The sequence below is a fragment of the Pseudomonas sp. GW821-FHT02A08 genome, assembly GCF_059422045.1.
In genome coordinates, this window is the sequence record NZ_JBWKWD010000012.1 from 41709 (window position 1) to 62628 (window position 20920).

21 protein-coding genes and 1 pseudogene are annotated in these 20920 nt (G+C 60.7%); 11 read left to right on the top strand and 11 right to left on the bottom strand.

Annotated features, from left to right (window positions below; translation table 11 throughout):
- The first annotated feature begins 46 nt into the window (after positions 1-46).
- The 3 genes from AC07W4_RS11200 to AC07W4_RS11210 all read left to right on the top strand — a co-directional run bounded on the left by AC07W4_RS11200 (position 47) and on the right by AC07W4_RS11210 (position 1844).
- Positions 47-604 carry a DNA-3-methyladenine glycosylase I gene (locus AC07W4_RS11200; protein ID WP_007985082.1) on the top strand — a complete coding sequence of 186 codons (558 nt, stop codon included), beginning with the start codon at positions 47-49 and terminating at the stop codon, positions 602-604.
- A gap of 40 nt (positions 605-644) precedes the next feature.
- Complete coding sequence (locus tag AC07W4_RS11205) at positions 645-1532, top strand: lysophospholipid acyltransferase (protein WP_008045719.1); 888 nt, start codon at positions 645-647, stop codon at positions 1530-1532.
- 72 nt (positions 1533-1604) lie between these two features.
- Positions 1605-1844, top strand: a complete 240-nt coding sequence (locus tag AC07W4_RS11210; RefSeq protein WP_008045721.1) for a hypothetical protein — start codon at positions 1605-1607, stop codon at positions 1842-1844.
- Here the strand turns inward: AC07W4_RS11210 and AC07W4_RS11215 are convergent, their stop codons facing one another.
- From AC07W4_RS11215 to def, 5 genes are all read right to left on the bottom strand, one after another.
- On the bottom strand, positions 1845-2159 hold the full coding sequence (locus tag AC07W4_RS11215; protein ID WP_008045723.1) for a tetratricopeptide repeat protein: 315 nt from the start codon (positions 2157-2159) through the stop codon (positions 1845-1847).
- 159 nt (positions 2160-2318) lie between these two features.
- Positions 2319-3695: a Trk system potassium transporter TrkA gene (gene trkA / locus AC07W4_RS11220; RefSeq protein WP_008045725.1), complete on the bottom strand. Its 1377-nt coding sequence runs from the start codon at positions 3693-3695 to the stop codon at positions 2319-2321.
- Positions 3696-3717: 22 nt separating this feature from the next.
- Positions 3718-5028: a 16S rRNA (cytosine(967)-C(5))-methyltransferase RsmB gene (rsmB, locus tag AC07W4_RS11225; protein ID WP_495032449.1), complete on the bottom strand. Its 1311-nt coding sequence runs from the start codon at positions 5026-5028 to the stop codon at positions 3718-3720.
- On the bottom strand, positions 5025-5984 hold the full coding sequence (fmt, locus tag AC07W4_RS11230) for a methionyl-tRNA formyltransferase (RefSeq protein ID WP_495032450.1): 960 nt from the start codon (positions 5982-5984) through the stop codon (positions 5025-5027). The genes rsmB and fmt overlap by 4 nt, the downstream gene beginning before the upstream one ends.
- 57 nt (positions 5985-6041) lie before the next feature.
- A complete protein-coding gene (gene def, locus AC07W4_RS11235; RefSeq protein WP_008045730.1) occupies positions 6042-6548 on the bottom strand; it encodes a peptide deformylase in 507 nt (168 codons plus the stop codon).
- A 229-nt stretch (positions 6549-6777) separates the two neighbouring features.
- On the opposite strand from def, the pseudogene AC07W4_RS11240 reads away from it, so the two are divergent.
- The 3 genes and pseudogenes from AC07W4_RS11240 to tsaC form a co-directional block, all read left to right on the top strand.
- Positions 6778-7557: pseudogene (locus AC07W4_RS11240) on the top strand (peptidoglycan-binding protein); the annotation flags it as partial.
- Between the two features lie 81 nt (positions 7558-7638).
- Entirely contained in the window at positions 7639-8745 is a 1107-nt protein-coding gene (dprA, locus tag AC07W4_RS11245) for a DNA-processing protein DprA (protein ID WP_495032451.1), read from the top strand.
- Between the two features lie 55 nt (positions 8746-8800).
- Positions 8801-9358, top strand: coding sequence for an L-threonylcarbamoyladenylate synthase type 1 TsaC (tsaC, locus tag AC07W4_RS11250; RefSeq protein ID WP_495032452.1), 558 nt, complete (start codon positions 8801-8803; stop codon positions 9356-9358).
- Positions 9359-9474: 116 nt separating this feature from the next.
- Here tsaC and AC07W4_RS11255 read toward each other — a convergent pair whose 3' ends face one another.
- Positions 9475-10452: an NADPH:quinone reductase gene (locus AC07W4_RS11255; protein WP_057712639.1), complete on the bottom strand. Its 978-nt coding sequence runs from the start codon at positions 10450-10452 to the stop codon at positions 9475-9477.
- 163 nt (positions 10453-10615) lie between these two features.
- On the opposite strand from AC07W4_RS11255, the gene hemF reads away from it, so the two are divergent.
- Complete coding sequence (hemF, locus tag AC07W4_RS11260; protein WP_495032453.1) at positions 10616-11530, top strand: oxygen-dependent coproporphyrinogen oxidase; 915 nt, start codon at positions 10616-10618, stop codon at positions 11528-11530.
- Positions 11531-11543: 13 nt separating this feature from the next.
- Positions 11544-12365: a shikimate dehydrogenase gene (gene aroE, locus AC07W4_RS11265; protein WP_495032454.1), complete on the top strand. Its 822-nt coding sequence runs from the start codon at positions 11544-11546 to the stop codon at positions 12363-12365.
- Positions 12366-12464: 99 nt separating this feature from the next.
- On the opposite strand, the gene AC07W4_RS11270 is transcribed toward aroE, so the two are convergent.
- The 3 genes from AC07W4_RS11270 to betC all read right to left on the bottom strand — a co-directional run bounded on the left by AC07W4_RS11270 (position 12465) and on the right by betC (position 16654).
- Positions 12465-14033, bottom strand: a complete 1569-nt coding sequence (locus AC07W4_RS11270) for a SulP family inorganic anion transporter (protein WP_495032455.1) — start codon at positions 14031-14033, stop codon at positions 12465-12467.
- A 169-nt stretch (positions 14034-14202) separates the two neighbouring features.
- On the bottom strand, positions 14203-15123 hold the full coding sequence (gene choX, locus AC07W4_RS11275; RefSeq protein ID WP_495032456.1) for a choline ABC transporter substrate-binding protein: 921 nt from the start codon (positions 15121-15123) through the stop codon (positions 14203-14205).
- Positions 15124-15139: 16 nt separating this feature from the next.
- Positions 15140-16654, bottom strand: coding sequence for a choline-sulfatase (gene betC, locus AC07W4_RS11280; protein ID WP_495032457.1), 1515 nt, complete (start codon positions 16652-16654; stop codon positions 15140-15142).
- A gap of 114 nt (positions 16655-16768) precedes the next feature.
- Between betC and AC07W4_RS11285 the strand changes: the two genes are divergently transcribed.
- Entirely contained in the window at positions 16769-17719 is a 951-nt protein-coding gene (locus tag AC07W4_RS11285; RefSeq protein WP_495032458.1) for a choline sulfate utilization transcriptional regulator, read from the top strand.
- Here the strand turns inward: AC07W4_RS11285 and AC07W4_RS11290 are convergent.
- A complete protein-coding gene (locus AC07W4_RS11290) occupies positions 17716-18378 on the bottom strand; it encodes an NAD(P)-dependent oxidoreductase (RefSeq protein WP_495032459.1) in 663 nt (220 codons plus the stop codon). The genes AC07W4_RS11285 and AC07W4_RS11290 overlap by 4 nt on opposite strands.
- An 86-nt stretch (positions 18379-18464) precedes the next feature.
- Here AC07W4_RS11290 and AC07W4_RS11295 point away from each other — a divergent pair, with 86 nt between their 5' ends.
- Complete coding sequence (locus tag AC07W4_RS11295; protein WP_495032460.1) at positions 18465-18791, top strand: DOPA 4,5-dioxygenase family protein; 327 nt, start codon at positions 18465-18467, stop codon at positions 18789-18791.
- Here AC07W4_RS11295 and AC07W4_RS11300 read toward each other — a convergent pair whose 3' ends face one another.
- Positions 18792-19193: a GFA family protein gene (locus tag AC07W4_RS11300; RefSeq protein ID WP_116262449.1), complete on the bottom strand. Its 402-nt coding sequence runs from the start codon at positions 19191-19193 to the stop codon at positions 18792-18794. It lies immediately after the preceding gene.
- A 354-nt stretch (positions 19194-19547) separates the two neighbouring features.
- Here AC07W4_RS11300 and AC07W4_RS11305 point away from each other — a divergent pair, with 354 nt between their 5' ends.
- The gene (locus AC07W4_RS11305; protein ID WP_495032461.1) at positions 19548-20855 is read left to right on the top strand and encodes a CitMHS family transporter; all 1308 of its coding nucleotides are present in this window, start codon (positions 19548-19550) and stop codon (positions 20853-20855) included.
- The last annotated feature ends 65 nt before the right edge of the window (positions 20856-20920 follow it).

Below are 20920 nucleotides of genomic sequence, written 5' to 3' on the forward strand. Positions count from 1 at the left end.
GCGGGAGTATACCCGATTCATTGCTGCGCACGCCCCCTGGAGCCTTATGCCACGCTGCTTTTGGTGTTCCGAAGATCCGCTGTACATGGCTTATCACGATCAGGAGTGGGGCACGCCGCTACGCGATGCGCAGGGTTTGTTCGAGTTGCTTTTGCTCGAAGGGTTCCAGGCCGGGCTTTCCTGGATCACTGTGCTGCGCAAACGCGAGCATTATCGTCAGGTGATGTTCGGTTTTGATGTCCAGCGCGTGGCGCAGATGAGCGATGCCGAAATCGACGAGTTGATGCTCGATCCGGGGATCATCCGCAACCGCCTCAAGCTCAACGCGGCCCGGCGCAATGCCCAGGCCTGGCTGGCATTGGAGGACCCGGTGGCGTTTCTCTGGTCGTTCGTTGGTGGCACGCCTGTGATCAATCATTTCAAGGATCGTAGCGAAGTCCCGGCCGTGACGCCGACCGCCGTGGAGATGAGCAAAGGCCTGAAAAAAGCCGGTTTCACCTTCGTCGGGCCGACCATTTGCTACGCGCTGATGCAGGCCTCGGGCATGGTCATGGATCACACCCGGGACTGCGACCGCTACGCGCAGTTGGCGAACGGCGGTTAGAATGGCCGCCTCGCGCACAGCACAAAATCAGGAGTGACCTGTGGATAAGTTGAAAGGCGCCTTGCTGGTAGGCGCTCTGCGGCTGTTTGCCCTGCTTCCGTGGCGGGCCGTGCAGGCCGTGGGCTCGGCGATTGGCTGGGTCATGTGGAAAACCCCGAACCGTTCCCGCGACGTGGTACGGATCAATCTGTCCAAGTGCTTTCCGGACATGGACCCCGCCGAGCGTGAACGCCTGGTGGGCCAGAGCCTGAAGGACATCGGCAAGTCCCTGACCGAAAGCGCCTGCGCCTGGATCTGGCCAGCCCAGCGCTCCATTGATCTGGTGCGCGAAGTCGAAGGCCTCGACATATTGAAGGACGCCCTCGCCTCCGGCAAAGGCGTGGTCGGCATCACCAGCCACTTGGGCAACTGGGAAGTGCTGAACCACTTCTATTGCAGTCAGTGCAAGCCAATCATTTTCTACCGCCCACCGAAGTTGAAGGCGGTGGATGAATTGCTGCAAAAGCAGCGGGTGCAACTGGGTAACAAGGTCGCCGCTTCCACAAAAGAAGGCATCCTCAGCGTCATCAAGGAAGTGCGCAAAGGTGGTGCGGTGGGCATTCCCGCTGACCCGGAACCGTCCGAATCCGCCGGGATCTTCGTGCCGTTCTTCGCCACCCAGGCGCTGACCAGCAAGTTCGTGCCCAACATGCTCGCTGGCGGTAAAGCGGTCGGCGTGTTCCTGCACGCCCTGCGCCTGCCGGACGGTTCAGGCTACAAAGTGATCCTTGAAGCCGCGCCAGAGGCCATGTACAGCACCGATACAGCGCAATCCTGTGCGGCCATGAGCCAGGTAGTCGAGCGCTATGTACGAGCGTACCCGAGCCAGTACATGTGGAGCATGAAGCGCTTCAAGAAGCGCCCGCCGGGTGAAGAGCGTTGGTATTGATTCAATTGGCATGATCTGTGGATAACCCTGGACTTGGGGTTATCCACAACCGTTCACTCAAGGGCGCAGAAGATGTCCGAACACCGCAAGTCGTTCCGCATCAAGATCAGTCACGAAAGCATCGGTGATTGCCTGGGGCAGACGCGTAACCTGTCGACCACCGGCGTTTACGTCAAGCATCCGCAACTGTCGGCGCTGCCCCGAGGGGCGGTGGTCTACGGGCAGGTGCAGGACTTACCCACAGGCGCGCCGCGGGTGCGCATGGAAGTGGTGCTGGTGGACGCCGACGGCATCGGTTTGCGTTACCTCTGATCAGTGCGACTGACGCTCGAGCTTCTTCAGGAACACTGTCATTTCTTTCTCGGCCTGCTTGTCGCCATGGCCGCGAGCGGCTTCCAGGCCTTGCTCCCAGGCTTGGCGCGCGGCTGTAAAATCCGCCAGTGCCAGGTGGGCCTTGCCCAGTAGTTTCCACGCCGCCGAATATTTCGGATCGAATTCGACGCAGCGTTGGAAATGCTCCGCAGCCTTGGCGTTTTCCCCCAGATCCAGATATCCCTTGCCCAGGCCGAAGCGCAGCAAAGCGTTATCCACACCCTTGGCGAGCATTTTTTCCAGGGATTCGATCATCTTTTGTGCCTTGGCTTATGTGGTGGTTGCGAGATTGCTTTCGCGGGCAAGCCCGCTCCTACAGTAATTGAAGTGAACATACATCTTGTGTACGACCCAAACCCCTGTGGGAGCGGGCTTGCCCGCGAAGAGGCCAGTCTGATCAACGCAAAGTCCGGATCAGAAGAAGCTCAACCCCACATGAAACAACTTCTCCACATCGCGAATATGCTTTTTATCCACAAGGAACAGAATCACATGGTCGCCCGCTTCGATCACGGTGTCGTCGTGGGCGATGATCACTTCTTCGTCGCGGATGATCGCACCGATGGTGGTGCCCGGTGGCAGCCCGATGTTCTCGATGGCCTTGCCGATCACCTTGCTCGATTTCGCATCACCATGGGCAATCGCTTCGATGGCCTCCGCCGCGCCCCGGCGCAGTGAGTGCACGCTGACGATGTCGCCACGGCGTACGTGGGCCAGCAAGGTGCCGATGGTTGCCAGTTGCGGGCTGATGGCGATGTCGATGTCGCCGCCCTGGATCAGATCGACATAGGCCGGGTTGTTGATGATGGTCATCACCTTCTTCGCGCCCAGGCGTTTGGCCAGCAGCGAAGACATGATGTTGGCTTCGTCGTCGTTGGTCAGGGCCAGGAAAAGGTCGGCGTCGGCAATGTTCTCTTCCATCAGCAGGTCGCGGTCCGAAGCACTGCCCTGCAACACCACCGTGCTGTCCAGCGTGTCGGAGAGATGACGGCAGCGTGCCGGGTTCATCTCGATGATTTTCACCTGATAACGGCTTTCGATGGCCTCGGCCAGACGTTCGCCGATCTGCCCGCCACCGGCGATGACGATGCGTTTGTAGGTTTCGTCGAGACGGCGCATTTCGCTCATCACCGCACGAATGTTTGCCTTGGCGGCAATGAAAAACACCTCGTCATCGGCTTCTATCACCGTGTCGCCCTGGGGCAGGATCGGCCGGTCACGACGGAAAATCGCCGCGACGCGGGTTTCCACGTTCGGCATGTGCTCGCGCAACTGCCGCAGTTGCTGACCCACCAGCGGCCCGCCGTAGTACGCCCGCACGGCCACCAGTTGCGCCTTGCCTTCGGCGAAGTCGATTACCTGCAGGGCGCCGGGATGCTGGATCAGGCGCTTGATGTAGTTGGTCACCACTTGTTCCGGGCTGATCAGCACGTCCACCGGAATCGCTTCGTTCTGGAACAACTGCTCTTCGCGGGTCAGGTAGGCGGCTTCGCGAACCCGGGCGATCTTGGTCGGGGTGTGGAACAGGGTGTGGGCGACCTGGCAGGCGACCATGTTGGTTTCGTCGCTGTTGGTTACGGCGACCAGCATGTCGGCGTCATCGGCACCGGCCTGACGCAGCACGGTCGGGAATGAACCGCGACCCTGCACCGTGCGAATGTCCAGGCGATCACCAAGGTCGCGCAGGCGTTCGCCATCGGTGTCGACCACAGTAATATCGTTGGCTTCACTGGCCAGGTGTTCCGCCAGCGAACCGCCGACCTGCCCTGCACCGAGGATGATGATTTTCATCCAGTCACTCCATTGAATCCATTTAACCGCGCGCGGCGGCGATCTTGATCAGCTTGGCGTAGTAGAACCCGTCGTGGCCACCTTCCTGGGCCAGCAACTGGCGACCATGGGGCTGCTTGATGCCGGCCGCCGTGGCGAGGTCCAGTTCACGAGCACCCGGCGTGCGGGCGAGGAAGGCTTCGATGACTTCGGTGTTCTCGGTCGGCAGCGTAGAACAGGTGGCGTACAGCAGGATGCCGCCCACCTCCAATGTGGTCCACATGGCATCGAGCAACTCGCCTTGCAGAACCGCCAGCGCGGCGATGTCGTCGGGTTGGCGGGTCAGCTTGATGTCCGGGTGACGACGAATCACGCCGGTGGCCGAGCATGGCGCGTCCAGCAGGATGCGCTGGAACGGTTTGCCGTCCCACCACGCCTGCGTGTCGCGGCCGTCGGCGGCAATCAGTTCAGCGCTCAGTTTCAGGCGTTCGAGGTTTTCCCGCACCCGCACCAGCCGCTTGGCCTCCAGGTCTACCGCCACGACACCGGCCAGTTTTGGCTCGGCTTCGAGAATATGGCAGGTCTTGCCGCCCGGTGCGCAGCAGGCGTCCAACACCCGTTGGCCCGGCGCGAGGTCGAGCAGATCGGCAGCCAGTTGCGCGGCTTCGTCCTGTACGCTGATCCAGCCCTCGGCGAAACCCGGCAGGCTGCGCACATCGGCGGCGGCGTCCAGCACGATACCGTCGCGGCTGTACACACACGGCGTGGCGGCAATACCGGCCTCAGTCAGCAAACCGAGGTAGGCATCACGGCTGTGATGGCGACGGTTGACCCGCAGGATCATTGGCGGATGCGCATTGTTCGCCGCGCAAATGGCTTCCCATTGCTCTGGCCAGAACGCCTTCAGGGATTTCTGCAGCCAGCGTGGGTGGGCGGTGCGCACCACCGGATCACGTTCCAGCTCGGCGAAAATCGTTTCGCTTTCGCGCTGAGCATTACGCAGCACAGCGTTGAGCAACGCCTTGGCCCAGGGCTTTTTCAGTTTGTCAGCACAACCGACGGTTTCACCAATGGCGGCATGGGCCGGGACGCGGGTGTAGAGCAACTGATAGAGACCGACCAGCAACAGCGCTTCGACATCGGCGTCGGCGGTCTTGAACGGTTTCTGCAGCAGCTTGGCCGCCAGGGCCGACAAGCGCGGCTGCCAGCGTGCGGTGCCGAACGCCAGGTCCTGGGTGAAGCCGCGATCACGGTCCTCGACCTTGTCCATTTGCGTTGGCAGCGAACTGTTGAGCGAGGCTTTTCCGCTCAGGACAGCGGCGAGTGCCTTGGCGGCGGCCAGACGCGGGTTCATTGAGCGTCCGCCGCTTGACCGAGGACAGTGCCGGTGGCGAATTTCTCACGGCGGCTGTTGAACAGGTCGCTGAAGTTCAGCGCCTTGCCGCCGGGCAATTGCAGACGGGTCAGGCACAACGCCTGCTCGCCGCAGGCGACGATCAGACCATCCTTGCTGGCGCCGAGGATTTCACCCGGGGCACCTTTGCCATCAGCCAGATTTGCGGCCAGCACTTTCAGGGCTTCGCCGTTCAAGGTGCTGTGGGTGATCGGCCACGGGTTGAAGGCGCGGACCAGGCGCTCCAGCTCAGCCGCCGGGCGAGTCCAGTCGATGCGAGCTTCGTCCTTGTTCAACTTGTGCGCGTAGGTAGCGAGGCTGTCGTCCTGCACTTCGCCCTCCAGGGTTCCGGCGACGAGGCCGGCAATCGCCTGGACCACGGCCGGCGGGCCCATTTCGGCCAGACGATCGTGCAGGCTGCCGCCGGTGTCTTCGGCGCTGATCGGCGTAGCTACCTTGAGCAGCATCGGCCCGGTGTCGAGGCCGGCTTCCATGCGCATCACGGTCACACCGCTTTCGGCGTCACCTGCCTCCACGGCGCGCTGGATCGGCGCCGCACCACGCCAGCGTGGCAACAGCGAAGCGTGGCTGTTAATGCAACCCAGGCGCGGAATATCCAACACCACTTGCGGCAGGATCAGGCCGTAGGCGACGACCACCATCAAGTCCGGCTTCAGTGCAGCCAGTTCAGCCTGAGCATCTTCGTTGCGCAAGGTGGGCGGTTGCAGCACCGGGATGCTGTTTTCCAGCGCCAGCTGCTTGACCGGGCTCGGCATCAGTTTTTGCCCGCGACCGGCCGGACGATCCGGTTGGGTGTAGACCGCGACGATCTCGTAAGGGCTGTCGAGCAGGGCCTTGAGGTGTTCGGCGGCGAATTCCGGGGTGCCGGCAAAGACAATGCGCAGTGGCTCAGTCATGGGTGACGTCTCTTGAAAAGAAAAAGGCTTGCCGCGGCAAGCCTTTGAAGATGGGCATCAGGCGTTCTGGCGATGAAGCTTTTCCAGTTTCTTCTTGATGCGGTCGCGTTTGAGCGTCGACAGGTAATCGACGAACAATTTACCGTTGAGGTGGTCGCATTCATGCTGGATGCACACGGCGAGCAAATCTTCGGCGATCAGTTCGTAAGGCTGGCCGTCGCGGTCCAGTGCCTTGACCTTGACCCGTTGCGGGCGATCGACGTTTTCGTAGAAGCCGGGCACCGACAGGCAGCCTTCCTGATACTGGCCCATCTCGTCGGTCAGGGGTTCGAACTCTGGGTTGATGAACACTCGTGGTTCGCTGCGGTCTTCGGAGAGGTCCATCACGACGATACGTTTGTGCACGTTGACCTGGGTAGCGGCGAGGCCGATGCCAGGCGCTTCATACATTGTTTCAAACATGTCGTCGACCAACTGACGCACTTCGTCGTCCACTACGGCCACTGGTTTGGCGATAGTGCGCAGACGCGGATCAGGGAATTCGAGGATGTTTAAAATGGCCATAAGCTTGATTAGTGCACGTGTGAAGTAAGGTCGGGTCGATGGCCTGGCGGTCCGAAGATGCAGGCTACCGTTGTAAAACGTAGCTCCCTTTTGTTGACAAGCAAGTCTTGATAAGCAAGCAGGGAGCGAGCCTCTGACGGCTCTGGCGTTTCACGCGAATGCACATAATAAAGGGATTCACCGCATGAGGAAATCACTACTCGCCCTGCTGCTACTGGCCTCGGCAGGTTGGGCGTACGGGCAAGTGCAAATTCGGGAAAATATTCCCACCATAAAGCTCTCGCCTCAGGTGCGCAGCAGCCCGGTAACCGAGGCTATCCCCGGCATTGCGCTGAAATCGATCAACAGCTTTCTGCTGAGCAACCGCATCGTCGACAAGGCCGAAGATTTCGACAAGGCACCCTACATCGTCGCTGGCGATGCCGAACGGGTGCTCAGCGGCGCGGGTGACCGCATCTTTGCCCGAGGCCATTTCGATCCGGCGCAACCAGCGTACGCCATCTTCCGCCAAGGCAAGGTCTACACCGATCCGCAGAGCAAGGAGATTCTTGGGATCAACGCCGACGACATTGGCGGTGGCGAGGTCGTGGCCATCGAAGGTGACGTCGCTACCCTGGAGTTGCAACGCACGACCCAGGAGGTTCGCCTGGGCGATCGCTTGTTCAGCGGTGAAGAGCACGCGATCAACTCGACCTTCACTCCGAGCGCACCGAGCCACGATATCAACGGTTTGATCATCGATGTGCCGCGCGGGGTCACGCAGATCGGCGAGTTGGACGTGGTCACGCTGAACAAGGGGCAGCGCGATGGCCTGGCCGAAGGCAACCTGCTGGCGGTAATGAAAACCGGCGAAACCGTGCGCGACCGGATCACCGGTCAGCCGTTGAAAATTCCCGATGAGCGCGCCGGTCTGCTGATGGTTTTCCGTACTTACGACAAACTCAGTTATGGGCTGGTGCTTAGTGCTTCACGCTCGCTGTCGGTGATGGACAAGGTGCGAAACCCGTAAGCGTGCTTCACAAGTTACCAACAGAGTTATCCACAGCTTATTCCCGTTTGTACGGGGGCTTATTTCGATCAAGGATGATCCATGTCGCTGCCTGCTGTTACACCGGTTTCCCCCGCGGAACTGGAAGCTCGATTACGTCTGCACCGTTTGCCGGAACTCGGTCCGGCACGGTTCAAGAAACTGCTTGAAGCCTTCGGCTCGGCGTCCAAAGCGATCAGCGCACCGGCCAGTGCCTGGCGCGCGCTGGGTTTGCCATTGGCCTGTTCCGAGGCCAGGCGTAGCCCCGAGATCCGTGACGGCGCCAGTCATGCATTGGCCTGGCTGGAGCATCCGGCCCAGCATTTACTGATGTGGGACCAACCGGACTACCCGGCCCTGCTGGCACAAATCAGCGATGCACCACCGCTGTTATTTGTCGCGGGCGATCCGGGCATTCTGGAAAAACCACAACTGGCGATGGTCGGCAGCCGTCGTGCATCCCGGCCGGGGATGGACACTGCCGCTGCGTTTTCCCGCAGCCTGGCAGGTGCCGGTTTTGTCATTACCAGCGGCCTGGCCCTGGGCATTGACGCCGCCGCGCACCAGGCCGCGCTGGATGTTGGCGGGCAAACGGTCGGCGTGCTCGGTACGGGGCTCGAGAAGTTTTATCCACAGCGCAATAGACGCCTGGCGGACGCCATGATCGCTTCGGGCAGCGCAGTGCTTTCGGAGTTTCCGCTGGATGCAGGCCCCAGCGCCGGCAACTTCCCCCGGCGCAACCGGATCATCAGTGGTTTGTCTCTCGGGGTGCTGGTGGTCGAAGCCAGTGTTGCCAGCGGTTCATTGATCACCGCGAGGCTGGCGGCGGAACAGGGGCGCGAGGTGTTTGCGATGCCAGGGTCGATCCATCACCCCGGCGCCCGCGGGTGTCATCAGTTGATTCGGGACGGTGCGGTGCTGGTGGAAACCATCGAACATATCCTCGAAGCCTTGCGCGGCTGGCAACGACTGCCGTTATCCACAGAAATCTGCACCCCGGCAACGACCCACCCATTGCTGAAACTGCTGCATGCCGCGCCTCACACCAGTGAAGCGCTGGCCGACGCAAGCGGCTGGACCTTGCCGAAGGTGCTGGCGGCGCTGACGGAACTGGAAATGGATGGTCGCGCCGTGTGCGAAAGCGGGCGCTGGTTTGCGCGGGTGAGCTAGGTTTTATAAACAAGATCGGTAAACTGCGCAGAGCCTTATTCTGGAGTGTTTTTTCATGGTCAACAGTTGGCGTGTGCAACAAGCCGCGCAAGCAATTCGCGCCGGGGCGGTGATTGCCTACCCAACCGAAGCAGTCTGGGGTCTGGGTTGCGACCCGTGGGATGAGGAAGCGGTGGAACGTCTGCTGCTGATCAAGGGCCGTTCTGTGGACAAGGGGCTGATTCTGGTCGCCGACAACATCCGTCAGTTCGATTTCCTCTTCGAAGACTTCCCCGAGTTGTGGATGGACCGCATGGCCAGCACCTGGCCGGGTCCGAACACCTGGCTGGTGCCGCACCAGAACCTGCTGCCGGAGTGGATTACCGGCATACATGAAACCGTGGCGCTGCGGGTCAGCGATCACCCTCTGGTGCGGGACTTGTGCGCGCTGGTCGGGCCGTTGGTGTCGACGTCGGCCAACCCGCAGGGGCGCCCGGCGGCACGTACGCGGCTTCGCGTAGAACAGTATTTCCGTGGCCAGGTGGATCTGGTGCTGGGTGGCAATCTGGGCGGGCGCAAGAACCCGAGCGTGATTCGCGATCTGGCGACCGGCAAGGTTGTGCGCCCGGATTGAGACCGGGTTGACCTCATTCGCGAGCAAGCCCGCTCCCAAACTGGATCTGTGTCGTTCACAAATCCAGTTTGGGAGCGGGCTTGCTCGCGAAGGGGCCCTACCAGTCAACTACCCATTCAGGGCAACAGAACAACCGAACCCGTCGTACGTCGCGCCGACAACTCGGTCTGCGCCTTCGCCGCGTCAGCCAGTGGATAACGCTGGCTGATGTCCACGGTCAGCTTGCCGCCGATGATCATCTCGAACAACTCGTCGGCCATGCGTTGCAGGTTCTCGGCGTTGTTCGCATAAGTGCCCAGGGTTGGCCGGGTCACGTACAGTGAGCCTTTCCCTGCCAGGATCCCCAGGTTCACGCCGTCGACCGCGCCGGACGCATTGCCGAAACTCACCACCAGCCCGCGCGGCGCGACGCTGTCGAGTGAAGTGAGCCAAGTGTCCTTGCCCACGCCGTCGTACACCACCGGGACTTTTTTGCCGTCAGTCAATTCCAGCACGCGTTGCGCGACATTTTCATGGCTGTAGTCGATGGTCGCCCAGGCACCGTTGGCCTTGGCCAGCGCTGCTTTCTCCGCCGAACTGACAGTGCCGATCAGCTTTACGCCCAAGGCTCTGGCCCATTGGCAGGCCAGTGAGCCGACCCCACCGGCCGCGGCATGGAACAGGATGGTTTCGCCACCCTTGAGTTCATAAGTCTGACGCAGCAGGTACTGCACGGTCAGGCCCTTGAGCATCACGCCGGCGGCCTGTTCGAAGCTGATGGCGTCCGGCAGTTTCACCAGATTGGCCTCGGGCAAGACGTGAACATCGCTGTAGGCGCCCAGAGGGCCGCTACCATAGGCCACGCGATCGCCGATCTTGAAGCGGGTCACGTCGCTGCCCACCGCCTCGACCACGCCTGCCCCCTCTGAACCGACACCGGACGGCAGAGATGGCGGTGGATACAAACCGCTACGGTAATAAGTATCGATGAAGTTCAGGCCGATGGCCTTGTTGGTCACGCGCACTTCCTTCGGACCTGGCTCGGCGGGTTGGTAATCCACATATTCGAGCACTTCGGGGCCGCCATGGGCGCGGAACTGGATACGCTTTGCCATCAGAACTCTCCATAGGTCGTTTTACCAAGCTCCCTATCGGACTCCTAAGCTTGATCTTCGTCAACTGCGACGGGGTGACTTGCGATGGTATGCTACGGGCCCATTTGCGCAGGCTGAGCTCCAATGGAGCGCCGCGTTGTTTTGCCCGATTCAAGGTGATGACATGACGACCCGCACCGAGGCCGTAAAAGCCTACCTGCTCGACCTGCAAGACCGTATTTGCGCCGCCCTGGAAGCCGAAGACGGTGGCACGCAATTCGTCGAAGACGCCTGGACCAGGCCGGCGGGTGGTGGCGGTCGCACCCGTGTGATAGAAAACGGCGCGGTGATTGAAAAGGGTGGCGTCAACTTTTCCCATGTATTCGGCAGCGGTCTTCCACCGTCTGCCAGCGCTCATCGACCGGAACTGGCCGGCCGTGGCTTCGAAGCCCTCGGTGTGTCGCTGGTCATTCACCCGCATAACCCGCACGTGCCGACTTCCCACGCCAACGTGCGCTTTTTCATCGCTGAAAAAGAAGGTGAAGAGCCGGTCTGGTGGTTTGGCGGTGGCTTCGACCTGACCCCGTATTACGGCAACGAAGAAGACTGCATCCACTGGCATCGCATCGCCGAGCAGGCCTGCGCGCCGTTCGGCCCGGACGTCTACTCGCGCTACAAGGCCTGGTGCGACAGCTACTTCCACATCAAGCATCGTCACGAGCCGCGTGGCATCGGCGGCCTGTTTTTCGACGACCTGAACGAGTGGGACTTCGACACCAGCTTCGCCTTCATGCGCGCCATCGGTGATGCGTATATCGACGCCTATCTGCCGATCGTGCAGCGCCGCAAGAACGATGCGTTTACCGAAAAGCAGCGGGAATTCCAGGAGTTCCGCCGTGGGCGCTACGTTGAATTCAACCTGGTCTACGACCGCGGCACGCTGTTCGGCCTGCAATCGGGTGGGCGTACCGAGTCGATCTTGATGTCGCTGCCTCCGCAAGTGCGCTGGGGTTACGACTGGAAGGCCGAGCCTGGCAGCGAAGAAGCGCGTTTGACCGAGTACTTCCTGCAAGACCGCGATTGGTTGGCCGAAGCCTGAACGAGGAATACTGATGGACCGTTATGTCGTATTCGGTAACCCGATTGGCCACAGCAAGTCGCCGTTGATCCATCGCCTGTTCGCCGAGCAGACCGCGCAAAAGCTGGACTACAACACGCTGCTGGCGCCACTCGACGACTTCTCCACCTGTGCCCGGACGTTTTTTCTCGAAGGACGCGGCGCCAATGTGACAGTGCCGTTCAAGGAAGAAGCCTGTCGGCTGGCGAACAGCCTGACGGCGCGGGCGCAGCGGGCGGGGGCGGTCAATACCTTGAGCAAACTGGCCGATGGCAGTCTGCTGGGTGACAACACCGACGGTGCCGGGCTGGTGCGCGACCTGACGGTCAACGCCGGGTTTAGCCTCAAGGGCAAACGCATCCTGCTGCTCGGCGCTGGTGGCGCGGTGCGCGGTGCTTTGGAGCCCTTGCTGGCCGAGCAACCGGCATCGGTGATCATCGCCAACCGCACGGTGGAAAAGGCCGAGTTGCTGGCGGAACTGTTCTGCGATCTGGGGCCGGTCTCGGCCAGCGGCTATGACTGGTTGCGGGAGTCGGTGGACCTGATCATCAACGCGACCTCCGCGAGCCTGACCGGCGATGTACCGCCGATTGCTGCCAGCCTGATCGAACCGGGCAAAACGGTGTGCTACGACATGATGTACGGCAAGGAACCGACCTCGTTCTGCCGCTGGGCCAGCGAACACGGGGCTGCGGTGACGATGGATGGCTTGGGCATGCTGGCCGAGCAAGCGGCGGAGGCGTTTTTCCTGTGGCGCGGTGTGCGACCGGATACAGCGCCGGTGCTGGCTGAGTTGCGTCGGCAGTTGGCTCTTTAAAAGCTTCGCGAGCAAGCCCGCTCCCACACTGGATCTGTGTCATGCACAAAACCAATGTGGGAGCGAGCTTGCTCCCACAGTGATCAGAGTGAAGTCGGATCAGTCCTCAAACCGGATCGGGCATTTCTCCGCCCCTTCGAGCTTCCTCAGTTCTTCCACCACCTGCGGCCGTGCCCGGCGCAACGTCAGGCTGCGGTTCTGGCGAAGCAGCCGTCGCGCTTCCTGATGCAGCATTTCCACTCCTGAATAGTCGATGAAGTTGATCTGCTGCGCCTCGATCACCACGCGTGCACCGTTCATGCGTTGCAGACGCACTTGCAGGTAATGGCTGGCGCCGAAAAAGATCGAGCCCCCCACTCGCAGAATGTCCTCCTCGCCATCTCGCATATGCTGCACCCGTGGTTGCGATGTGCGCTTGAGGTAGAAAAAAAGCGAGGCCAACACGCCAGCGTAGATCGCCGTTTGCAATTCCAGCAGCAGGGTGGCGACGCAGGTCAGCGCCATGACCACGAATTCAGCACGGCTGACCCGCAACAACGCGCGAATGCCGCGATGGTCCACCAGTCCCCAGGCGATCAACAGAATGCTGCCGGCCATGGCCGGAATCGGGATGTGTGCGATCAGGCTCGCGCCGAAGATCGCAAACAGTGCCACCCACAATGCCGAAAAAATCCCGGCCAGTGGCGAACAGGCCCCCGCTTCAAAGCTCAGGCCTGAGCGAGTGAAAGAGCCGGCCGACAGCGATCCGGAAAAAAACGCACCGACGATATTCGACAAGCCCTGGGCACGGACTTCCTGGTTGGCATCGAGCAGTTGCTGGGAACGTGCCGAGATCGAGCGGGCAATCGACAGGCTGGTCACCAGTCCGAGCATACCGACCGCCACTGCGCTGGGCAGCAGGCGCAGGATCAGATCGAGATCCAGCGGCAACGGACTGAAAGGCGGCAGTTTGCCGGTGAAGGCGCTGACCAGTTGCACATGGCCGAACATTGATGGCCAGAGCCAAACCAGCAAGCCGCCGAGGATCAGGGTGATCAAGAGCGTCGGCCAGCGTGGTAGCAGCAGTTTGAGGATCACGCCCACCACCACTGTCGCCAGCCCCAGTGCCAGCGAAGGTTTGTCCATCTCGCCGAAATGACGCAACAACGAGATGAAACTATCCAGCGCGGTGGCCTGGCCGGGCAAATCCAGCCCCAGCAGGTTAGGCAATTGACCGATGGCAATCACTACGGCAGCACCCAGGGTGAAACCGAGTACCACCGAGTGTGAGACGAAATTCACCAGTGCGCCAAACCGCAGCAAACCCAGCAGCCACTGAAAGAGGCCGGCAAGAAACGTCAGCAACAGGATCAACATGACGTAGTCCTGCGACGCTGGAACGGCCAGAGGGCTGACGCTGGCGTACAGGACAATCGAGATGGCCGCCGTAGGACCGCAGATCAGATGCCACGACGAGCCCCAGAGGCAGGCGATCAATACCGGGATGATTGCCGCGTACAGGCCGTATTCCGGCGGCAGGCCGGCAATCAGTGCGTAGGCAATGGATTGCGGCAACGCGAGAATCGCGCCGCTGAGGCCGACGATCAGGTCACGACCGACGCTGGCGCGGGTTTGCCGGGGTAGCCAGGTGAGGAAGGGGAGCAGTGAATGGCGGCTTGGCAGGGCCATGGGGCCTCTCGGTTGGGGTTTTACGAAAGAGTATCAGGACCAGATGACGATGTGCCCATGTGGGAGCGGCGGTGCGGCGATCCGACTTGCTCGCGAAGGCGGTGGGTCAGACAGCATTAATGTCGACTGATCCACCGCCTTCGCGAGCAAGCCCGCTCCCACAATAGCGTTACAACTTGGCTTTCACCGCCGGCAACGCATCCTTGCCATCCACGGTCTTTACCCCATCAAGCCACTTGTCCAGCACTGCCGGGTTGGCCTTGATCCACGCTTTGGCTGCGTCGGCGTTACTGACCTTGTTGTTCACCACCTCGGCCATGATGCTGTTCTCCATGTCCTGGGTGAAGCTCAGGTTGGTCAGCAGTTTGCCAACGTTCGGGCAGGCTTGTGCATAACCTTTGCGGGTCAGGGTGTGCACGCTGCCGGTGTCACCGAAGTATTTCTCGCCACCCTTCAGATAATGCATTTTCAGCTGCACGTTCATCGGGTGCGGGGTCCAGCCGAGGAAGGTCACGAACTTCTGTTTTTTCACTGCGCGGGACACTTCCGCCAGCATCGCCTGCTCGCTGGATTCGACCAGTTTCCACTGGCCCATGTCGAAATCGTTTTTCTTGATGATCTCTTGCAGCGAGATGTTCGCTGGCGCGCCGGAGCCGATGCCGTAGATCTTGCGGTCGAACTTGTCGGCGTATTTGTTCAGGTCGGCAAAGTTATGCACACCCGCCTCCCACACGTAATCCGGAACGGCGAGGGTGAATTCGGTGCCGTCGAGGTTCTTCGCCAATTGCGTGACATCGCCGTTGGCGACGAACTTGTCATAGAAGCCCTGCTGCGCCGGCATCCAGTTACCCAGGAACACATCGACCTGGCCATCCTTGAGCCCGCCAAAGGTTATCGGCACCGCCAGGGTGTCGACCTTGGCCTTGTAGCCCATGCCGTCCAGCAGAAACCCGGTGATGGCATTGGTCGCGGCGATGTCGCTCCAGCCCGGGTCGGCCATTTTCACGGTCTCGCAACTCTGATCGGCAAACGCTGATGCACTGCCCAGAGCCAGGAGCCCGACCGTCAGTACTGTGGATAACCTTTGCATGGACTTCCCCTTAACATTATTGGTTTTGGCAGGGTTGTGGATAACGTGCTTTACGCTCCAGATCGTCGAGGTCGATGTGGTTGCGCATGTACTGCTGACTGGCGTCCACCAGCGGCTGGTGATCCCAGCTCTTGAGCTTGCCGAGGGTCAGCGCCTCGGCCACGAAGCGTCGGCGCCGCTGGCTGGTGAGCACCTGTTGGTGAATCGCCGGGATGTTCCATTTGGCCCGCGCTTCGGCGAGAAAATCGTCGAAAATCTGGCGAAGTTGCGGCGAATGGCTCAGTTCTTCCAGTTCGTTAGGGTCATTCTGTACGTCGAAGAGCAGGCAAGGGTCGTCTTCGCTGTAGATGAATTTGTAGGCGCCACGGCGGATCATCATCAACGGGCTGATGGTGCCTTCGGCCATGTATTCGCCGAATACCTCGTCGTGACCGCCCTGCCCTTGCAGATGCGGGACCAGCGACCGGCCGTCCAGCGGCAAGCCCGGTTCCAGCGAGCCGCCGGCCAATTCAACAAACGTTGGTAACAGGTCCGCCGTGGAAACACTGGCGCTGACCCGGCCGGCACAGAACTGCCCCGGTGCGCTGATCAGCAGCGGCACCCGTGCGGCCATTTCATACCAGTGCATTTTGTACCAGAGGCCGCGCTCGCCGAGCATGTCGCCGTGGTCACCGGAAAACACGATGATGGTGTCATCGATCAGCCCGGTATCTTCGAGGGTTTGCAGGAGTTTGCCGACGTTGCTGTCGATATAGCTGCATGCCCCGAAATAGGCACGGCGGGCATCGCGGATTTTATCCACAGGCAGTGGCTTGTCCCACAGGTCGTAGACCTTGAGCAGGCGTTGCGAGTGCGGATCGAGGTCATGCGGGGCCGGGGTTGCAGGCTGCGGAATGTCGGCATCGTCGTACAAATCCCAGAAAGCCTTGGGAATCGTGTACGGATCGTGTGGGTGAGTCATGGAAACGGTCAGGCAGAACGGCTGGTCGCCGTCCTCGCGGATATGGTCGAACAGGTACTGCTGGGCCTTGAACACCACCTCTTCGTCGAAATCCAGCTGATTGGTGCGCACGCACGGGCCGGCTTGCAGCACCGACGACATGTTGTGATACCAGGTAGGGCGCACGTCCGGTTCATCCCAGTTCACCGCCCATCCGTAGTCAGCTGGATAGATGTCACTGGTCAGGCGTTCTTCGTAGCCATGCAGCTGGTCTGGCCCGCAGAAATGCATCTTGCCCGACAGGGCAGTGCGATACCCGAGGCGGCGCAGGTAGTGGGCGTAGGTCGGCACGTCGGCGGGGAAATCGGCGGCGTTGTCGTAGGCGCCGATCTTGCTCGGCAACTGGCCGCTGACCAGGGTGAAACGCGATGGCGCGCACAATGGGCTGTTGCAATAAGCCGAGTCGAACACCACGCCCTGTGCGGCGAGGCGGGTCAGATGTGGCAGTTTGATGGGCGATGGGCCGTAGAACGGCAACATTGGCGCGGCCATTTGATCGGCCATGATGAAAAGAATGTTCTTGCGCTTCATGTGATCGCGGCATTCCATAGTGGATGTTTATGCGAGAGTGCTGGCTTCGAGAATGAAACCCCGGCAATTTGTGGTAAAGCCCATGCGCGGCAATGACTAGGATAAGCACAGCTTATGTATGACGCCCTTGGTGACCTGTCACTGGACCTGCTTCGCGCCTTCGAAGCCGCGGCCCGTCAGCGCAGTTTTACCGCCGCGGCGGTTGAACTGGGCACCACACAACCGGCCATCAGCCAGCAGATCAAGCGCCTGGAAGAACAACTGGCGACACGCCTGTTCGACCGTATTTATCGTGGAATCGAACTGACTGAGGCCGGGCAGATACTTTTTGAGCAGGTTAAGCTCGGATTGCAGAATATCGATGCAGGATTGAGCGCGATCAGCGCACAGCAACAGCATGAAGTGCTGCAGGTGGCCACGGATTTTGCCTTCGCCGCCTATTGGTTGATGCCGCGTCTGCACCGCTTTCACGCGGCCAACCCGCAGGTGGATGTCAGCCTGGTCACCAGCGAACGCAGCCATAACATGCTACGTACCGATATCGATGTGGCGGTATTGTTCGGCGATGGCCGCTTCAAGCAGGGTGAAAGCCATTGGCTGTTCAGCGAGGAAGTGTTTCCGGTGTGCAGCCCGCAGTTGTTGAGCGAGCGGACCTTGCCATTGCCGGCCCAGGCATTATTGGAGTTTCCGTTGCTGCACCTGCGTGGGGAGCACAGCAGTAACTGGTTCGACTGGAGTGGTGTGTTCCGCGAGCTGGGCATCACCTCGCCTCCGGCGCCCGGGCAGTTGCGCTTCGACAACTACACCCTGCTGATTCAGGCGGCGATTGGTGGCCAGGGCGTAGCCATTGGCTGGCGGCACCTTGTGGATAACTTGCTGGCGCAAGGGTTGTTGTGTCGACCGATCGGCGAAACGGTGATGTCGAGGCTGGGTTATTACGTGGTCTTGCCCCAGCGCAAACGACGCGGAGCATTGATCCAGCAGTTTGTGGATTGGTTGATGGCCGAGCAGGCCTGCAGTGCGCAATCGCTCAACGGCCTGACGCTGCCGTCCATTGCGGTTTAGCTGTCGGTTGCGATGAAGTTGACGTGCTGGCCGATGTGCAGGTTCAGCTGTAATTCATCGGCAATGCCCACGGCGGTGCGGGCCAGCCGTCCGAGCGGTTCGGCCAACCCCGGCTCGAGGTTGTAACCGATGTTGGCAAAATGTTCGATGGTCAGCCCCGGCACCCCGCGCGGTTCGTTAACCAGCGTCCACTTCAAAGGACTGCTTTGCAGTGCCTCACGGATTTCCTCGGCGGCATGACGTTGCAAGCTGTCCTCGGTTTCCGGATCGTCCAGCACGTCGAAATCACCCACCAGAAACAATCGGGTGATGTTTGCTGCCTGCATGCCATCGATTAGCGCATCCACTGCCAGCACCTGCTCGACCGGGCCCGGCACGATGTTTTTTTCCACGTGTTCGCTGCTGAACGGTAAACCTGGAGCGTCCAGTAAGCAGATGACCACGGAGCTGCCGGCCACACTCTGCTTGACCCGTTGCGCGTCGAACAGGTCGCCAGTCTTGGTGCGCAGCCCCGGACGGGGTGCCAGCGCATTGAGGTCATCGAGAATCGCGATGACCTCATGCTGGCGCCGCAGCATTTCAGCCATCAGCGCACTGCCCAGGCTACTCATGGCACCATAAAGCACCACTTTCACGACGGGGGTTTCAGCATTTTTCATGGCTGGGCTTCCTGTTATCCAGCGCCTATATGATGTTTGACCTACAGGGAACGGCGAGGGTTCGAACAGCTCTCAGGGGGAGTCAGATGCAGCAGATAACGGGCTATCACGCCCACGTTTATTTCGATGCCAGCACGATCGGGCAGGCGCGGGTCTTGTGCGAACAGGCGGCGCAGTTGTTTCCGCTGAAAATGGGCCGCATGCACGAGCGCCTGGTCGGCCCGCACCCGGACTGGAGCTGCCAGTTGGCGTTCGAGCCGCAGGTGCTGGGTGACGTGCTGCCGTGGCTGGCGTTGAACCGCAAGGGCCTGGTGGTGTTCCTGCACCCGAACACCGGCGACGATCTGCTCGACCACACCGAGCACGCGATCTGGATGGGCGCTATTCGTCCGCTGGACCTGACTGTTTTTTGATCAGAGTGTTTCTTCAGCCTCACCGGGCAAGTGTTCGTCCAGATGCAGCCACGGCAAACGGCTGTCGGTCCAGATGTGCCGCTCGGCCGGTGCTTGCTCGGGATGGTCGAGGGTGGCGATGGTCAGGTCGATGGTTTCCGGGCTCAGGTGTGTCACCACCGCCAGTTGCGCTCCACAGTGGCCGCAGAAGTATCGCGCGCAGGTGGATGAGGAGTCGTACCGCGACGGTGTCCCGGCCAACCATTGAAAGGCGGATGCCGGCACGGTGATCCAGGTGGTCACGATGCCGCCACTGACCCGTCGGCAAATCGAGCAATGGCAGTGGACGATATCGTGCAGCGGCCCGCTGAATTGGTAGCGCAGTTGCCCACAATGGCAGCCGCCGGTGTGAATTTTGTTCATGGCATTCCTCCTGATGCGTCATTACTGACGCCTTCGCGAGCAAGCCCGTAACTCGGTTCACCTTCATGCCCCAGTCCGACGACCGGTTGTACTTCCGGTCAACGCGTTCATCGCCGAAAGCTGGCTGAAAGCTTCCCCGATTAGGATCGCCCCCACTACCGGCAACAGACCGGTTGGCCAATGCCAGCGTTTTATCGCTCGCACAGCCCATTTAACAACAACAATGGTGATTCTGATGTCCTCTTCTATCCGCCGCTTCGCTGCAACTCCGCCCGTACGTCTCGTGCTTCCCGTTCTGCGCTGATCCCACCCGATCCGCCCATTCCCTAGCCGCGCTACGCCTGGAGTATTCCCATGCTGACTTTCCTTGGCTTCGCCATGGTCATCACGTTCATGTTCCTGATCATGACCAAGCGCCTGTCCGCGCTGATCGCCCTGATCATCATTCCGATCATCTTTGCCCTGTTCGGCGGTTTTTCGCCGAAGATCGGCCCGATGATGCTCGAAGGCATCACCAAGCTTGCGCCAACCGGCGTGATGCTGATGTTCGCAATCCTGTACTTCGCCCTGATGATCGACTCCGGCCTGTTCGACCCGGCCGTGCGCAAGATCCTCAAACTGGTCAAGGGCGACCCGCTGAAGGTTTCGGTCGGCACCGCCGTTCTGGCGCTCGTTGTCTCCCTCGATGGTGACGGCGCGACCACTTACATGATCTGCGTGGCCGCCATGCTGCCGCTCTACAGCCGTATCGGCATGAGCCCGCGGATCATGGCCGGCCTGATCATCCTCGCCGGTGGCGTGATGAACATGACCCCATGGGGCGGCCCGACCGCTCGTGCGGCCAGTGCGTTGCATGTGGACCCGTCCGACATCTTCGTACCGATGATTCCTGCGATGCTGGCCGGTGTGGTGGCGATCCTGGTCATTGCCTACTTCTACGGCAAGCGTGAGCGTGCACGCTTGGGTGAATTGCACCTGGTGGGCGATGAAATCGACCACAGTGAAATCAGCGTTTCGCAGTTCCCGGATGCCCGTCGTCCGAATCTGATCTGGTTCAACGGCGCCCTGACCCTGGCCCTGATGTGTACCCTGATCGCCGGCCTGCTGCCGTTGCCGGTACTGTTCATGGTGGCGTTCAGTATCGCCATGATCGTCAACTATCCTTGCCTGCAACAGCAGAAGGATCGCGTCGCGGCTCACGCCGGTAGCGTGCTGGCCGTGGTCGGGCTGATCTTTGCGGCCGGTATCTTCACCGGTATCCTGACCGGCACCGGGATGGTCGACGCCATGTCGAAAAGCCTGTTGGCAGTGATTCCGGACTTCCTCGGCCCGTACCTGGCGGTGATCACGGCACTGGTAAGCATGCCGTTCACTTTCTTCATGTCGAACGATGCATTTTATTACGGCGTGTTACCGGTTCTTGCCGAAGCCGCCAGCCATTACGGTATAACCGCAGTGGAAATGGCACGTGCCTCGATCGTCGGTCAGCCCGTCCACCTGTTGAGCCCGCTGGTTCCATCGACCTATCTGTTGGTGGCCCTGGCCGGCATCGATTTCGGTGACCACCAGCGCTTCACCCTGAAGTGGGCGGTGCTGGTTTGTATCTGCATACTGATTGCTGCACTGCTGTTGGGGACTTTCCCGGTGTTCAGTACTCTATAAGCCCAAGACTCACCACTTCGGGTCCAGGCTTCGCTGTTTGAAGCCCGGGCCCTTTGTGGTTTAAC

What these genes read in the sequence shown, in the direction of transcription:
- AC07W4_RS11290 (WP_495032459.1), bottom strand. Translation starts at nt 18,378, where the DNA reads ATGAAAAATGCTGAAACCCCCGTCGTGAAAGTGGTGCTTTATGGTGCC.
- tsaC (WP_495032452.1), top strand. Translation starts at nt 8,801, where the DNA reads ATGGTCAACAGTTGGCGTGTGCAACAAGCCGCGCAAGCAATTCGCGCC.
- AC07W4_RS11215 (WP_008045723.1), bottom strand. Translation starts at nt 2,159, where the DNA reads ATGATCGAATCCCTGGAAAAAATGCTCGCCAAGGGTGTGGATAACGCT.
- rsmB (WP_495032449.1), bottom strand. Translation starts at nt 5,028, where the DNA reads ATGAACCCGCGTCTGGCCGCCGCCAAGGCACTCGCCGCTGTCCTGAGC.
- trkA (WP_008045725.1), bottom strand. Translation starts at nt 3,695, where the DNA reads ATGAAAATCATCATCCTCGGTGCAGGGCAGGTCGGCGGTTCGCTGGCG.
- AC07W4_RS11305 (WP_495032461.1), top strand. Translation starts at nt 19,548, where the DNA reads ATGCTGACTTTCCTTGGCTTCGCCATGGTCATCACGTTCATGTTCCTG.
- AC07W4_RS11255 (WP_057712639.1), bottom strand. Translation starts at nt 10,452, where the DNA reads ATGGCAAAGCGTATCCAGTTCCGCGCCCATGGCGGCCCCGAAGTGCTC.
- dprA (WP_495032451.1), top strand. Translation starts at nt 7,639, where the DNA reads ATGTCGCTGCCTGCTGTTACACCGGTTTCCCCCGCGGAACTGGAAGCT.
- AC07W4_RS11300 (WP_116262449.1), bottom strand. Translation starts at nt 19,193, where the DNA reads ATGAACAAAATTCACACCGGCGGCTGCCATTGTGGGCAACTGCGCTAC.
- hemF (WP_495032453.1), top strand. Translation starts at nt 10,616, where the DNA reads ATGACGACCCGCACCGAGGCCGTAAAAGCCTACCTGCTCGACCTGCAA.
- choX (WP_495032456.1), bottom strand. Translation starts at nt 15,123, where the DNA reads ATGCAAAGGTTATCCACAGTACTGACGGTCGGGCTCCTGGCTCTGGGC.
- fmt (WP_495032450.1), bottom strand. Translation starts at nt 5,984, where the DNA reads ATGACTGAGCCACTGCGCATTGTCTTTGCCGGCACCCCGGAATTCGCC.
- AC07W4_RS11295 (WP_495032460.1), top strand. Translation starts at nt 18,465, where the DNA reads ATGCAGCAGATAACGGGCTATCACGCCCACGTTTATTTCGATGCCAGC.
- AC07W4_RS11210 (WP_008045721.1), top strand. Translation starts at nt 1,605, where the DNA reads ATGTCCGAACACCGCAAGTCGTTCCGCATCAAGATCAGTCACGAAAGC.
- AC07W4_RS11285 (WP_495032458.1), top strand. Translation starts at nt 16,769, where the DNA reads ATGTATGACGCCCTTGGTGACCTGTCACTGGACCTGCTTCGCGCCTTC.
- AC07W4_RS11200 (WP_007985082.1), top strand. Translation starts at nt 47, where the DNA reads ATGCCACGCTGCTTTTGGTGTTCCGAAGATCCGCTGTACATGGCTTAT.
- AC07W4_RS11270 (WP_495032455.1), bottom strand. Translation starts at nt 14,033, where the DNA reads ATGGCCCTGCCAAGCCGCCATTCACTGCTCCCCTTCCTCACCTGGCTA.
- betC (WP_495032457.1), bottom strand. Translation starts at nt 16,654, where the DNA reads ATGAAGCGCAAGAACATTCTTTTCATCATGGCCGATCAAATGGCCGCG.
- def (WP_008045730.1), bottom strand. Translation starts at nt 6,548, where the DNA reads ATGGCCATTTTAAACATCCTCGAATTCCCTGATCCGCGTCTGCGCACT.
- aroE (WP_495032454.1), top strand. Translation starts at nt 11,544, where the DNA reads ATGGACCGTTATGTCGTATTCGGTAACCCGATTGGCCACAGCAAGTCG.